The 12829-nt window shown below is 68.3% G+C and carries 11 protein-coding genes; 5 read left to right on the top strand and 6 right to left on the bottom strand.

Annotation, left to right across the window (positions count from 1 at the left end; translation table 11 throughout):
• Positions 1 to 85: 85 nt before the first annotated feature.
• Positions 86 to 967: a BadF/BadG/BcrA/BcrD ATPase family protein gene (locus tag C5O79_RS22850; protein WP_124496018.1), complete on the bottom strand. Its 882-nt coding sequence runs from the start codon at positions 965 to 967 to the stop codon at positions 86 to 88.
• 142 nt (positions 968 to 1109) lie between these two features.
• On the opposite strand from C5O79_RS22850, the gene C5O79_RS22845 reads away from it, so the two are divergent.
• On the top strand, positions 1110 to 1712 hold the full coding sequence (locus C5O79_RS22845) for a DNA-3-methyladenine glycosylase I (RefSeq protein WP_105815110.1): 603 nt from the start codon (positions 1110 to 1112) through the stop codon (positions 1710 to 1712).
• Between the two features lie 378 nt (positions 1713 to 2090).
• Here the strand turns inward: C5O79_RS22845 and rpsU are convergent, their stop codons facing one another.
• The gene (gene rpsU / locus C5O79_RS22835) at positions 2091 to 2303 is read right to left on the bottom strand and encodes a 30S ribosomal protein S21 (protein WP_006401410.1); all 213 of its coding nucleotides are present in this window, start codon (positions 2301 to 2303) and stop codon (positions 2091 to 2093) included.
• 544 nt (positions 2304 to 2847) lie between these two features.
• Between rpsU and C5O79_RS22830 the strand changes: the two genes are divergently transcribed.
• From C5O79_RS22830 to C5O79_RS22820, 3 genes are all read left to right on the top strand, one after another.
• The gene (locus tag C5O79_RS22830) at positions 2848 to 3666 is read left to right on the top strand and encodes a flagellin domain-containing protein (protein ID WP_011350581.1); all 819 of its coding nucleotides are present in this window, start codon (positions 2848 to 2850) and stop codon (positions 3664 to 3666) included.
• Positions 3667 to 3859: 193 nt separating this feature from the next.
• Positions 3860 to 5278, top strand: a complete 1419-nt coding sequence (fliD, locus tag C5O79_RS22825; protein ID WP_047851464.1) for a flagellar filament capping protein FliD — start codon at positions 3860 to 3862, stop codon at positions 5276 to 5278.
• A 28-nt stretch (positions 5279 to 5306) separates the two neighbouring features.
• A complete protein-coding gene (locus C5O79_RS22820) occupies positions 5307 to 5603 on the top strand; it encodes a flagellar protein FliT (protein WP_039346848.1) in 297 nt (98 codons plus the stop codon).
• A 241-nt stretch (positions 5604 to 5844) separates the two neighbouring features.
• Here C5O79_RS22820 and C5O79_RS22815 read toward each other — a convergent pair whose 3' ends face one another.
• Genes C5O79_RS22815 through C5O79_RS22800 form a run of 4 tightly spaced genes read right to left on the bottom strand, consistent with a single transcriptional unit; the run spans position 5845 to position 12553 of the window.
• Entirely contained in the window at positions 5845 to 8331 is a 2487-nt protein-coding gene (locus C5O79_RS22815) for a tetratricopeptide repeat protein (protein WP_131931779.1), read from the bottom strand.
• Positions 8328 to 10526, bottom strand: coding sequence for a tetratricopeptide repeat protein (locus C5O79_RS22810; protein WP_131931778.1), 2199 nt, complete (start codon positions 10524 to 10526; stop codon positions 8328 to 8330). The genes C5O79_RS22815 and C5O79_RS22810 overlap by 4 nt, the downstream gene beginning before the upstream one ends.
• Positions 10527 to 10543: 17 nt before the next feature.
• On the bottom strand, positions 10544 to 10711 hold the full coding sequence (locus C5O79_RS22805; RefSeq protein WP_165935647.1) for a hypothetical protein: 168 nt from the start codon (positions 10709 to 10711) through the stop codon (positions 10544 to 10546).
• Between the two features lie 54 nt (positions 10712 to 10765).
• Positions 10766 to 12553, bottom strand: a complete 1788-nt coding sequence (locus tag C5O79_RS22800) for a tetratricopeptide repeat protein (RefSeq protein WP_131931775.1) — start codon at positions 12551 to 12553, stop codon at positions 10766 to 10768.
• Between C5O79_RS22800 and C5O79_RS22795 the strand changes: the two genes are divergently transcribed.
• Entirely contained in the window at positions 12552 to 12815 is a 264-nt protein-coding gene (locus C5O79_RS22795) for a hypothetical protein (RefSeq protein ID WP_124494476.1), read from the top strand. The genes C5O79_RS22800 and C5O79_RS22795 overlap by 2 nt on opposite strands.
• Positions 12816 to 12829: the final 14 nt, after the last annotated feature.

Here is a 12829-nt window from a genome sequence, read left to right as displayed (position 1 = left end):
TGCCCGGTTGCCCGCCGGACGGTTCGCGGTCGACTGCCGCCAGCGGCGCGGTTGCGGCGTGCTTTCCTCCGGCCTCGAAACGCCGTCAGTTCCCTTCCGCCGCCCGCAGCGCCTGCAGCGCGAGCCGCAGCGCGCCGTGCGCGGAATCGTCGAGCGGCGCGCGCAGCCGGGCGGCATGGCGCGCCGGCACGGCCGGTGCGAGGGCGTCCGCCAATCCGCCGCACAGCGCCACCGGCAGCGCCTGCTGCGGATCGAGCGCATCGATCATCTTGCCGATCTCGTCGCCCGCCTGCGCGATCAGCGCGCCCGCGACCGGATGCGAACGATGCGCGAACACGATCGGCGCCAACCGCGCGTAGATCGTCTGGTTCGCATCGCACGACCACTGGACGAGCGCGTCGCGATCCTGCGCGCCCGTTTCCGCGAGCAGCGCGTTGGCGAACGCATCGCGCGGCACGCGGCCGTCGAGCGCCTGCTGTGCATACGCGAGCGCGCGCACGCCGAGCCATGCGCCGCTCGCCTCGTCGCCGGACGGGAAGCCGAAGCCGCCCGCGATCCGGCACGCGCCGGCCGCATCGAGCGCCGCCGCGATGCTGCCGGTGCCGAGCGCGACGATCAGCCCCGGCGCGCCGCCGTGTGCGCCGACGACGGTCGTATACGCGTCGCTCTCGACCGCGAGCGCGCCGAGCGGCGCCTGCGCGCGGAACGCGGCCAGCCACACCGCATTGTTGACGCCTGCGAGCCCGCAGCCGAGCGCGCACTGCGACCAGTCGAGTGCATAACCGGCCTGGGTGAACGCATCCGCGCAGGCCGCGCCGATCGACGCCCACGCGCGCTCGATACCGAGCCCGAGCCCCGACGGGCCGCCGCGCCCCTGCGCGAGCTCGCGCCCGTGCCGGTCGGCCAGCACCGCGCGCGTGCCCGTGCCGCCTCCGTCGATGCCGATCGCAAAAAGTAGTGCCGCCATGCCTTCATCCCGCTGATTCGAACAGGCGCCAAGCTTAACCGGATCGGCGCCGCGCGCCCATCTGCCGTTCGGCCGGCTGTTCCGTGAAAAGGGCTTCCGCTATGCTGACGCGATCGAATCGATACGAAAAGCGAGGCAAGCGATGTCGCAGCGGTGCAACTGGGTGAAGACGGAAGCGGATGCTCACTATCACGATACCGAGTGGGGCGTGCCGTCGCACGACGATCGCCACCTGTTCGAAATGCTGATCCTGGAAGGCGCGCAGGCCGGACTGTCGTGGTCGACGATCCTGAACAAGCGCGCAGGCTACCGTGAAGCCTTTGCGGATTTCGACGTCGATGCCGTCGCGCGCTTCACGCCGAAACGCATCGAGAAGCTGCTGGAGAATCCCGGCATCGTGCGCAACCGCGCGAAGGTCGAATCGGCGGTCACCAATGCGCGCGCCGTGCAGCGCATCCGCGAAGAGCACGGGTCACTCGCCGCGTTCCTGTGGTCGTTCGTTGGCAATGCGCCGGTCCAGAACGCGTGGCAGTCGTACCGCGACGCGCCCGCGTCGACCGAACAGTCCGATGCACTCAGCAAGGCGTTGAAGGCGTATGGGTGCAAGTTCGTCGGTTCGACGATCTGCTATGCGCTGATGCAGGCCACCGGCATGGTCAACGATCACGAAGCTGGCTGCCCGTGCCACGCGCAATGCGCGGCGCTCGGCGGCAAGCAGCCCGCACGCCGGCGCAAGGCGGGCTGACGGCGAGCGGCCCCGGTTCAACAGGATGCGGGTCATTCGAGGTCAGGCGCCGCGCACGAGCGGGCCGGCCGCCGCTAGCGAGGCCGGATGCCCTTGCGCGCGGCATGGAGGAATAGTTGCGCGTCCGACGGGTTTTGATGCGACGCGCGACATTTTATGTCATCGCGAATGATTCTTAGTTTCATTATTGTTTGTCCGCCATGACCGTCGGCCTCACCTGCCCTCGCGTCAGTCCACGTCGCGAGCCCGCCGGTAGCCCGCCCGGTAGCGCGCCCCGCTCGCCCAGGCACCGGGATTTTCCGGACCCCAAAAGCAAAACGGCGGAGCGGCTTCTTTCGAAGCACGCTCCGCCGTTTCGCGGCGAACCGTAAGACGCTCTTAGTGGAGCTTCTTCGGCAGCATCTGGCTGCGCAGGCGCTTGTGCAGGCGCTTGACGGCTGCTGCCTTCTTGCGCTTGCGGACTGCGGTCGGCTTTTCGTAGGACTGGCGTTCGCGCAGTTCAGCGATCAGGCCATTTTTTTCGATAGCACGGCGAAAGCGGCGAATCGCCACTTCGAACGGCTCGTTTTCTTTCAGAAGAATCGTCGTCATGTCGTTCCTAAATTGCTTAAACGGTCAAAAACGTAGCGGCCAAGCGCCACGCACCGGCCATCCGAGCGTCCCCACAAACAGGCGAAACGAGCGGAAATACGGCCTCGGAGGCCGGAAAAGAGAGGCGGAAAGCACCGCGAGTACGCTTCACAGCCGCGTGCAGCGCCGCGTTTGACTGCCAGCAGACGTGCCGAAAACGGCAGAGGCTTGACAGAAATCTCAATTCAGCCCGCCATCATAGCAGAGAATCACAGATAAAACTATCCTTTTGCATCTCCCGGTTCGTCGCTCCGCGCGGCGCGGCCGATCGCCCCGTCGAACGGAGCCGCGTGCGGCGCCCGCCCGCGGCCCGGCCGGCCAAGCCGGGCGGGCCTTTCGACTGGCAGCGATCCTTCGGTCCCGAATTTCCCCAAACATCCCTCTAAAGTTTTCGCCGGGTGCCGCCGTCAACCAGGAAAGGCGGGGCAGCGCCAGTCGCGATAAAGCGCAACGCCGAAATCAGAACCTGTCTGTATCCCAGCCATTTTCCAAAACGAGGAAGCAAATGCTGAACATCAACACCAACATCCTTTCGCTGACGACGCAGACGAATCTGTCGGGCTCGCAAAGCGCACTGTCGCAAGCAATCAACCGCCTGTCGTCGGGCAAGCGCATCAACACCGCTGCTGACGATGCAGCAGGCCTGGCGATCTCGACGTCGCAAACGGCGGCAATCAATGCGCTGACGCAAGGTGTTGCAAACGCGAACAACGGCATCTCGATGATCCAGACCGCCAACGGCGCGCTGCAATCGACGGTCGACAACCTGCAGCGTATCCGTACGCTGGCGCAACAAGCGGGCGACGGCTCGCTGGATTCGAGCGCTCGCGCGAACCTGCAAGCTGAAGTGACGACGCGTCTCGGCGAAATCGACCGTGTCGCATCGCAAACGACGTTCAACAGCCAGACCATCCTGGGCGGCACGGGCAGCGTCACGTTCCAGATCGGCGCAGCAGCGAACCAGGTCGTCACCGTCGACTTCGGCACGGCGAACTGGAACAGCACGGGCATGAGCGTGAACACCCTGAGCGTCGCCACCCAGTCGGGCGCGCAATCGGCGATCACGGCGATCGACGCGGCACTGAAGCAAGTCAACACGTTCCAGGCAACGCTGGGCGCAGCACAGAACACGTTCCAGGCTGCGATCTCGACGACGCAAACCCAGGCAACCAACATGACCGCTGCTCGCTCGCAGATCACCGACGCGGACTTCGCGACGGAAACGGCGAACCTGAGCAAGGCGCAAGTGCTGCAACAAGCTGGTATCTCGGTTCTGGCGCAAGCGAACTCGCTGCCGCAGCAAGTCCTGAAGCTCCTCGGCTAATCGAGCAGCACGCGCGGCGGGCCACGCGCCCGCCCGCCTCCGGGCACGGCGGCGTCACCATGCGACGCATCGCGACGCCGCCGAACCCGCCCGGACCAGAATTCTCCAGGGAGGCACGCCTCCCTCTTTGCATTGAACCGCGGCGCCCCGCCGCATCGCGCACGTTGATTGCGCGGACGACCGGAGCAACGGCATGGCCACCACGACCCCCGTCAGCAGCACGGACATCAGCACCCTCCTGTCGCAGGCCGGACAGTCGATCATCAGCGGCGCGACCAATTCGTCGCTCGACGTCAATACGCTCGTCACGACGCTGGTGAACGCGAAGACGGCCGGGCAATTGCAGACCCTGCAGACCCGCCAGACGAACGACAATACGCAGCTGTCCGCGATCGGCCAGTTGAAGGGTGCGCTGTCCGCGCTGCAGACCGCGCTCACCGGCCTCTCGAACGGCACCACGCTCGGCAGCCTGGCCGCGACGGCGAGCGGTACCGGCATCGCGACGACGGTCACGAGCGGCAGCGGCGCGGTGGCCGGTTCGTATTCGGTCAATGTCACGCAGCTCGCGACCGCCAACAAGCTGTCGTCGGCCGGCGTGACGTCGGCGGACACGATCTCGGCCGGCTCGCTGAGCATCACGTTCGGCAGCAACCCCGCGTTCAACGTCAACGTGGCGGCCGGCGCGTCGCTGTCCGACATCGCGTCGTCGATCAATTCCGCATCCGGCAATGCCGGCGTCACCGCGTCGGTCATCACCGGTTCGGACGGCCAGCATCTCGTGATGCAGTCGAACGCCACGGGCGCGGCCAACACGATTTCGATCTCGGGTACGGGCGTCAATTCGAAACTGACGTCGGGCTACTCGACGGTCACGCCGGCCGCCGACGCGAAGCTGACGATCGACGGCACGCCGGTGTCGAGCGCGTCGAACAACGTGTCGGGCGCGCTGACGGGCGTCACGCTGGCGCTGTCGCAAGCCGCCGTCGGCACGACGCAAACCGTCACGCTGTCGCAGGACACGGCCGCGGCAACGACCGCGATCACCAATTTCGCGACCGCGTATACCAACTTCGTGAATACCGCGAAATCGCTGACGAGCTACGACCCGACCGCGAAGACCGCCGGCCCGCTGCTCGGCGACGCGATGATGAACACGATCAGGAACACGCTCGCGACGACGCTCAGCAGCGGCGTCACGACGGGCGGCACGACCTATGCGCTCGGCAGCATCGGCATCAACGTGGATTCGACCGGCGCGATGTCGGTCGACACCGCCGCGCTGACCACCGCGCTCAAGTCGAACGGTTCCGCGGTGGCGGCGATCTTCAACCAGACGAACGGCATCGCCCAGGCGCTCAATGCGAACATCAACACGTACACGCAGACGTCCGGCCTGATCGACCAGCGCACCACCGCGATCAATGCCGACCTGACGAGCGTGCAGAATCAGGCCACGCAACTGCAGACCTACTCGAACCAGCTGACCACGCAATACACCGCGCAGTTCACCGCGCTGAACACGCTGATGGCGCAGATGGCGAACAACACCCGCTACCTGACCCAGCTGTTCGGCGGCCAGAACAGCGCCGGCGCGATGGCCACCAACAAGTAAGTCGCAACCGCACCGAACGGAACTGACCATGACGAACGACACCCTGTCCCGCGCCTTCGACCTGACCCGCGCCATGCAGTCGGCTGCCGATGCGCGCGACTGGGTGCGCGTCGCGGCCCTCGTCGACGAACGCTCGCCGCTGCTGATGAACCTGTCCGGCGAGCAGACGCCAGAGGCGCTGGACCGCGTGCGGCAGATCATGGCGATCGACGCGTCGATCACGGAGCATGCGCAGACCGACCGTGACCGCCTGGCTGCGGAATTTGCGCAGTCCCAGGAGCGGATCAAGGCCGCGAGCCAGTACCAGAAGGCCGGCATGCTGTGACCGGCCGGGCGTCTTGCCCGCCGCGCATTTCGAATTAAAAGACGCCGCCAGTCGAGCGGTCCGCTGTCGCCGTACCGTCGAGCCGCTTCAATGCGGCTTTTTTTTCGCCTGCAGGCGGGAGCGCGAGCCGGATCGCGCCGGCTACGCCCGCGTCGCGCACTCGACGGCCGCCTCGATCATCTCGGGCGGCCGGCCCGACGATGCGCGAGCGCGGCTTCCAGCCATGGCGCGATCCCGCTCGTCACGCGTCCCGGGGCGCCGTGTCTCCGGCCGCGTAGCTGGCCCACATGCCGTGCAGCGCGTCCTCGAGGTTGCGTGCGAAGCGCGACGCATCGCACAGCGGCGACGCCAGCGCGCGCTCGCGCAGCGTTGCACGCAGCGTCGCCAGCCCGTCGCGGTCGCGCGCGAACGCGACGGCCTTCGCGAGGTACGCCGCCTCGTCCTCCGCGATCCATTCGCCCATGCCCGCCGCGTGCAGCAGGCTCTCGCAAATGTGCGTGACGAAGCGGCTGCCCTTCATCCCGAGCACCGGCACGCCCATCCACAGCGCTTCGGCCGTGGTCGTGCCGCCCGGATACGGGAACGGGCTCAGCGCGACGTCGATGCGGTTGTATGCGGCGAAGTATTCCGCACGCGGCGAACCGCCTTCGAGGATCAGCCGGTCCGCGCCGATGCCGTGCCGCGCGAAGCGGTCGAGCGTCGCCTGGTTCACGTCGCCGGCGCCGAGCTCATGGGCCTTCAGCAGCAGGCGCGCGTCCGGCAGCGCGTGCAGGATGCGCGACCAAAGCGCGACGACCGCGTCGCTGATCTTGATCAGCTTGCCGAAGCAGCCGAACGTGACGCCGCCATGAGCCGCCATCGGCAGCGGGCCGACCGCGACATCGTACGGCGGCGGCGTGAAGCACAGGTAGCTGTCCGGCAGCCGCCACGGCCGTTCGGTGAAGTGATGCGCCTCGTCGGCCGGCAGCGTATGCGCATCGCCGATGAAATAGTCGATCGCGCGGCAACCGGTCGTCGCGAAGAAACCGAGCCAGCTCGCCTGCACCGGCGCGGGCTTGTGCCCGAAGATCGGCAGGCCGCTCCAGTTGGTATGGCCTGCCATATCGATCAGGATGTCGATGCCGTCGTCGCGAATCAGTTGCGCGGCCTCCTCGCGGCCCAGGCTGACCACCTTCTTCCAGCTCGCGAAGTTCGGCCTGAGCCGCGTGGTCACGTCGTCCTCGCCGACGAACGTCACATACGCATGCGGCTCGATGCGCGACCGGTCGATCCGCGCGAGCACGCTTTCAAGGAAGATGCCGACCGGGTGCTGCCGCAGGTCGCCCGACACGAAGCCGACGCGCAGCGGCCGCCCCTGCGCCTGCGCGACGCGCTGCGCGCGGTCGTGCTCGAACGGGTGCGCGTCGCGCTCGAGATGTTCGCCGTAGCGGCGCGCTTCAGCGACCCACTCGTGCGGTTCGAACGCGGGCGAACTCGACATGTTGAACAGCATCCGCGAGTACGCGCGATGCAGGTCGTGCCGGATCGCCGAGCGGAACGCATCCAGCGCGCCGGCGAGATCCCCTTTCGCCCACAGGATGTCGCCGAGCGTCATCTGGACCTTCAGCGGATCGATGCCGAGCGCCCGCGCGATCTCGGTGTGCTTCATCGCCTCGTCGAGCTTCTCGAGCCGAAACAGCGCGGCGGCGAGGTTGTGATGCGCGTCGGCATCGTCCGGGTTCAGGTCGATCGCATGCCGGTGGCTCAACTCCGCGGCGGCCAGCAAGTTGAGGTTGTGATACGCGAAGCCAAGGAAGTTGTATGCGTCGGCCAGTTCGGGATCGAGCTCGATCGCGCGCCGGCACACCTGCACCGCCTGCCCGTATTCGCCCTGCTGGTTGCGCAAATCGCCGAGCCACGCCCATGCCTGTGCATGCGCGGGGTCGATCGCGACCGCCTGCTCGAGCAGTTCGAGCGCCTTGTCGAAATCGCCGATGCGCTGCAGCAGCCTTGCCAGTACGCAGTGCGCGTCCGCGTCGCCCGGATCGAGCCCCTCGCGCGCATGGTCGACCGCACCCCGCAGGTCACCTGCCGCGCGCAGCGTCGCGCTCAGCCCCTGGTGCGCGACACGGAAGCCCGGTTGCAGCGCGATGGCGCGACGATAGGCCTCCGCGGCATCGTCGAATTTCTCCTGCGCATGCAGTGCATTGCCGAGATTGCAGTACGCATCCGCGTATTGCGGCTGGTGCGCGACCGCCTTCGCGTAGCTCGCGGCCGCCGCTTCGTGCTCGCCGAGGTCCTGCAACGCGTTGCCGAGGTTGTTGTACGCCTGCGCGTAACCGGGCCGCAGCTCGATCGCGCGCGCGCAGCTCTGCATCGCAGCCGTCGGCTCGCGCGCGTCGCGCAACGCGTTGCCGAGGTTGTTGTGCGCCTCCGGGTAGTCCGGCCGCAGCGCCACCGCGCGCCGGTAGCGTTCGATCGCGTCGTCGAGCCGGCCGCTTTCGCGCAGCATGTTGCCCAGGTTGTTGAAGTACGACGCGTCCGGCCGCTCGACGAGCGATTGCTCCATCAGCGAAAGCCCCGCGTCGTACTGCTTCAGCTGGCACGCCAGCAGCCCGAGAAAATGCAGCGCATCCGGCTGGCCCGGCTGCGCGGTGAGGATCGCGTCGTACAGCGTCTTCGCTTCCGCGAGACGCCCCGCCTGATGATGCGCCAGCGCGGACTGCAGCGTGTCGTGGATATCGTTCATGCTTCCTGCTCCGAGTTCGTATAGCGTTGCCACATGGCGAGGAACGCCGCTTCGAGATGCGCGGCGAACCGGCGCGCGTCGCACAGCGGCGATGCGAGCAGCTGCGCGCGCAGCCCGGCGCGCAGCGTCGCGAGCCGCTCGCGATCGCGCACCGCCGCGATCGCCTTCGCGACATAGGTGTCCTCGCCGTCAGCGACCCATTCGCCCATGCCCGCCGCGTGCAGCACGCTTTCGCAGATGTGCGTGACGAACCGGCTGCCCTTCATCCCGAGCACCGGTACGCCCATCCACAGCGCTTCTGCCGTGGTCGTGCCGCCCGGGTACGGGAACGGGCTCAGCGCGACGTCGATGCGGTTATATGCGCCGAAGTATTCCGCGCGCGGCGAACCGCCCTCCAGGATCAGCCGGTCCGCGTCGATGCCATGCCGCGCGAAGCGCGCGGCAGTCGCGTCGCGCACGCCCTCGCGGCCGAGCTCGTGCGCCTTGAGCAGCAGCCGCGCGTCCGGCAGCGCGTGCAGGATGCGCGACCACGCGCGCACGACGTCGTCGCCGACCTTCACGAGCTGGCCGAAGCAACCGAACGTCGGATGGCCGCTCGCCGCCATCGGCAGCGGGCCGACGTCGACGTCGCAGGCTGGCGGCGTGAAGCACAGGAAGCTGTCGGGCAGCCGCCACGGCTTCTCGACGAAGTGATGCGCTTCGGCGTCCGGCAGCGTGTAGCGGTCGCCGATGAAGTAGTCGATCGCGTCGCAGCCGGTCGACGCGAAGAAACCGAGCCAGCTCGCCTGCACCGGCGCGGGTTTCCAGCCGAACACGGGGAGCCCGCTCGACTGCGTATGGCCCGCGAGGTCGACGAGGACGTCGATTTCGTCGTCGTGAATCATCCGCGCGGCCGCCTCCGGACCCAGCGCGGCGATCGAGCGCCAGCCGTTCGCGTGCGGCTTCAGTTTCGCGGTGATCGCGTCCTCCTCGTCCGTGGTCACGTACACGCGCAGGTCGATGCGCGTGCGCTCGAGGTGCGCAAGCACGCTTTCCAGGAAGATGCCGACCGGGTGCAGGCGCAGATCGCCGGACACGAAGCCGACGCGCAGCGGCCGCCCTTGCGCGCGCGCGGCCCGCTCGCGCGGATCGTGCGCATGGCGCGTCGAACGCGCGGCCAGGTGCCGGCCGTAGCGCCGTGCGTCGGCCAGGTAGTCGGCGGGGTTCACGCAAGCGGACGCCGCCGCGCTGAACAGCAGCCGGTTCAGCACGGTCGCCGCGACGTCGTCGGCGTCGTCGCGCACCAGCGCCAGCGCATCGCGATACGCGTGGACCGCGGCATCGACGTTGCCCTGCGCGCGCAGGATGTCGCCGAGATTGACGTGCATCAACACGGCCGGCGGGCCGGCCTGCAACGCCTGCCTGCAATACACGAGCGCCTCGTCGAGCCGCTGCAGCTTCAGCAGCACGACGGACAGGTTGTGGCACGCGCCGGCGTCCGCCGGATTGAGCGTGACGGCCGTGCGATGGCTGGCCTCGGCCGCGTCGAGCCGGTCCAGTCCGTGATACGCGTTGCCCGCGTGGTTGTGCGCTTCGGCGAGGTTCGGCGCGAGCCGGATCGCGTCCTGCGCATGCGCGAGTGCTTCCGCGCAGCGCAGCTGCTTGTGACGCACGGCGCTCAGGTTCGCGTGGGCCATCGCCGTCGACGCGTCCAGCTCGATCGCGCGGCCGTAATGCGTGGCGGCACCGTCGAGGTCGCCCAGATCCTGCAGCGCGTTGCCGAGGTTGTTGTACGCCTGCGCGTAACCGGGCCGCAGCTCGATCGCGCGCGCGCAGCTCTGCATCGCAGCCGCCGGCTCGCGCGCGTCGCGCAACGCGTTGCCGAGGTTGTTGTGCGCTTCCGGATAGTCCGGCCGCAGCGCCACCGCGCGCCGGTAGTGCGCGATCGCGTCGTCGAGCCGGCCGCTTTCACGCAGCATGTTGCCCAGGTTGTTGAAATACGACGCGTCCGGCCGCTCGACGAGCGATTGCTCCATCAGTGCGAGCCCGGCGTCGTACTGCTTCAGCTGGCACGCCAGCAGCCCGAGAAAATGCAGCGCGTCCGGCTGGCCCGGCTGCGCGGTGAGGATCGCGTCGTACAGCGTCTTCGCTTCCGCGAGACGCCCCGCCTGATGATGCGCCAGCGCCGCCTGCAATGCCTGTCCTGTTCCGTCCATCTCGTCTGCTCTGCCAATTAGGGATGCGGTTCGCGTCCGAAGTCGATCAGCCTGCCGCCGTGCCCGGTCGTCAAGGCCGGCGCCGCCATCCCATCGCGCCACCCCGACGACGGTGTCGCGCACGCGCCACCGGTCGGAACGACGATCACGTCGGCCGGCGCGGTGTTCAGCGCGAGGGGCGCCATGTTCCGCTTGCCGCCGGCGTCGGAATACCCACGCACGTCACGTCGTGAGCAGCCTCACACGGATGCGACCGGCGCGGCTTCGACGTGCTGCGCCCACATGCCGTGCAGTGCGTCCTCGAAGTGGCGCGCGAAGCGGGGCGCGTCGCACAGCGGCGACGCGAGCACCTGCGCGCGCAGCGTCGTGCGCAGCGCCGCCAGCCCGGCGGGCTGGCCGACCTGCGCGACGGCCTTCGAGACATACGCGTCGTCGTCGTCCGCGATCCACTCGGGCAGCCGCGCCGAATGCAGCAGGCTCTCGGCGATGTGCGACAGGAAGCGCTCGCCGCGCCGGCACAGCACGGGCACGCCCATCCACAACGCTTCGGCGGTCGTCGTGCCGCCCGGATACGGGAACGGGCTCAGCATCAGGTCGACGCGCCGGTACGCGGCCAGGTATTCGGCGCGCGGCGAGCGGCCTTCGAGGATCAGGCGCTGCGCGTCGATGCCGTGCGCCGCAAAGCGCGCGGCAAGCGCCTGCTGTTCGCGCGGATCGTCGAGATGCTCGGCCTTCACGAACAGCTTCGCGCCCTCGACCGATTGCAGCACGCGCGACCAGACCGCGACGACGTGATCGGTGATCTTTGCGAGCTTGCCGAAATAGCCGAAGGTCGGATGGCCGTTCGCGAGCATCGGCAGCGCGCCGACGCCGACAGGCTCGGCCGGCGGCGTGAAGCACAGATAGCTGTCCGGCAGATGCCACGGCCGCTCGGTGAAATGCGCGGCCTCGGCGGGCGGCAGCACGTGACGGTCGCCGATCACATAGTCGATCGCGCGCACGCCGGTGCTCGCGAAATAACCGGGCCAGCTCGCCTGCAGCGGCGCCGGCTTCCACGCGAACAGCGGCAGGCGGTTGTAGACCGTGTGGCCGGCCGCGTCGAGCAGCACGTCGATGCGGTCCGCGCGGATACGCGCGGCCGCCGCTTCGTCGCTCAGGCCGGCAATGCAGGTCCACGTCGCGAAGGCCGGCTTGATGCGAGCGGTCACGTCGTCCTCGACGTCGCGCGTCGGGTACGCATGCATCTCGATCCGGTTCGCGTCGAGATGCTTCAGCATGTTCTCGATGAAATAGCCGACCGGATGCGCCTTCAGGTCGCCCGACACGATGCCGACCTTGAGCGGCCGCCCGGCGCGGGCGGTCAGGTCGACGAGCCAATCCGTCCACGGCGTCGCGCAGCGCGTGACGACTTCGTCGTAGCGCGCGGCTTCGGCGAGATAGGCGTCGTGGTCGAACGCTTCGCTGCAGTGGCTCGCGAACAGCAGGTTGCTGCGCGGCTCCGGCAGTTCGGGGCGCAGCGCGACCGCGTGCCGGTACGCCTCGAGCGCGGCCGGAATCTCGTTCAGGTCGAACAGCGCATTCGCAAGGTTGTTGTAGGCCTGGCCGTTGTCCGGCTTCAGCGCGATGGCCTGGCAGAACGCATCGACGGCCGCGCGGGCGTCGCCGGCGAGCCGCAGCGCGTTGCCGAGGTTGTTGTACGCATCGACGTAGTCGGGCCGCAGCTCGATTGCGAGACGGAAGCACTCGGCGGCGGCGGCGTGGCGGTTGTCCGCCTGCATCACGTTGCCGAGGTTGTAGTAATAGATCGCGTCCGGCTTGACCTCGATCGCCGCCATGATCAGGTCGGATGCCTCCTGATAGCGCCCGTACTGATGGCCGATCAGGCCGAGGAGGTGAAGCGCGTCCGCGTGCCGGGGATCGGTGTCGAGGATCCGCCGGTACAGCGTCTCGGCCTCTTCCAGCCGGTCGGCCTGATGGTGCGCCAGCGCCTGTTCGATCGTGGCGGCGGCGGGGGAGGTGGGCATCATGAGCTATGTCGTCCTGGTAGCCAATACGGGATTCGAATCGCGGCCGGCTCCGCCGCGTCGGCGCACGCCTTCGCCCGCGGACGCACGCACCGACGGTCTCCGACGTGTCCGAATTCTCCTCGCGCACGCCGCGTTCCAATTTGGCGAGCAGGTGCTGGAATTGGTCGCTATTCCCGCTACTGCGAGCCGCACCCGCGGGCGCCCCGAATTCGCGCCGGATACCCGCGAATCCATCGAAATGCGGGGTGAAACCACCCGCTAATCCGACATTCGATC

The organism is Burkholderia sp. SRS-25 (assembly GCF_004343765.1).
GTDB classification, from domain to species: Bacteria; Pseudomonadota; Gammaproteobacteria; order Burkholderiales; family Burkholderiaceae; genus Burkholderia; species Burkholderia contaminans.
This window is presented reverse-complemented; position numbering and strand designations above follow the sequence as displayed.

Excerpts from the sequence above, each read along its gene's own strand:
- C5O79_RS22820 (WP_039346848.1), top strand. The coding sequence starts at position 5,307 with ATGACGAACGACACCCTGTCCCGCGCCTTCGACCTGACCCGCGCCATG.
- C5O79_RS22795 (WP_124494476.1), top strand. The coding sequence starts at position 12,552 with ATGAGCTATGTCGTCCTGGTAGCCAATACGGGATTCGAATCGCGGCCG.
- C5O79_RS22800 (WP_131931775.1), bottom strand. The coding sequence starts at position 12,553 with ATGATGCCCACCTCCCCCGCCGCCGCCACGATCGAACAGGCGCTGGCG.
- C5O79_RS22850 (WP_124496018.1), bottom strand. The coding sequence starts at position 967 with ATGGCGGCACTACTTTTTGCGATCGGCATCGACGGAGGCGGCACGGGC.
- C5O79_RS22805 (WP_165935647.1), bottom strand. The coding sequence starts at position 10,711 with ATGGCGCCCCTCGCGCTGAACACCGCGCCGGCCGACGTGATCGTCGTT.
- C5O79_RS22830 (WP_011350581.1), top strand. The coding sequence starts at position 2,848 with ATGCTGAACATCAACACCAACATCCTTTCGCTGACGACGCAGACGAAT.
- C5O79_RS22815 (WP_131931779.1), bottom strand. The coding sequence starts at position 8,331 with ATGAACGATATCCACGACACGCTGCAGTCCGCGCTGGCGCATCATCAG.
- rpsU (WP_006401410.1), bottom strand. The coding sequence starts at position 2,303 with ATGACGACGATTCTTCTGAAAGAAAACGAGCCGTTCGAAGTGGCGATT.
- C5O79_RS22810 (WP_131931778.1), bottom strand. The coding sequence starts at position 10,526 with ATGGACGGAACAGGACAGGCATTGCAGGCGGCGCTGGCGCATCATCAG.
- fliD (WP_047851464.1), top strand. The coding sequence starts at position 3,860 with ATGGCCACCACGACCCCCGTCAGCAGCACGGACATCAGCACCCTCCTG.
- C5O79_RS22845 (WP_105815110.1), top strand. The coding sequence starts at position 1,110 with ATGTCGCAGCGGTGCAACTGGGTGAAGACGGAAGCGGATGCTCACTAT.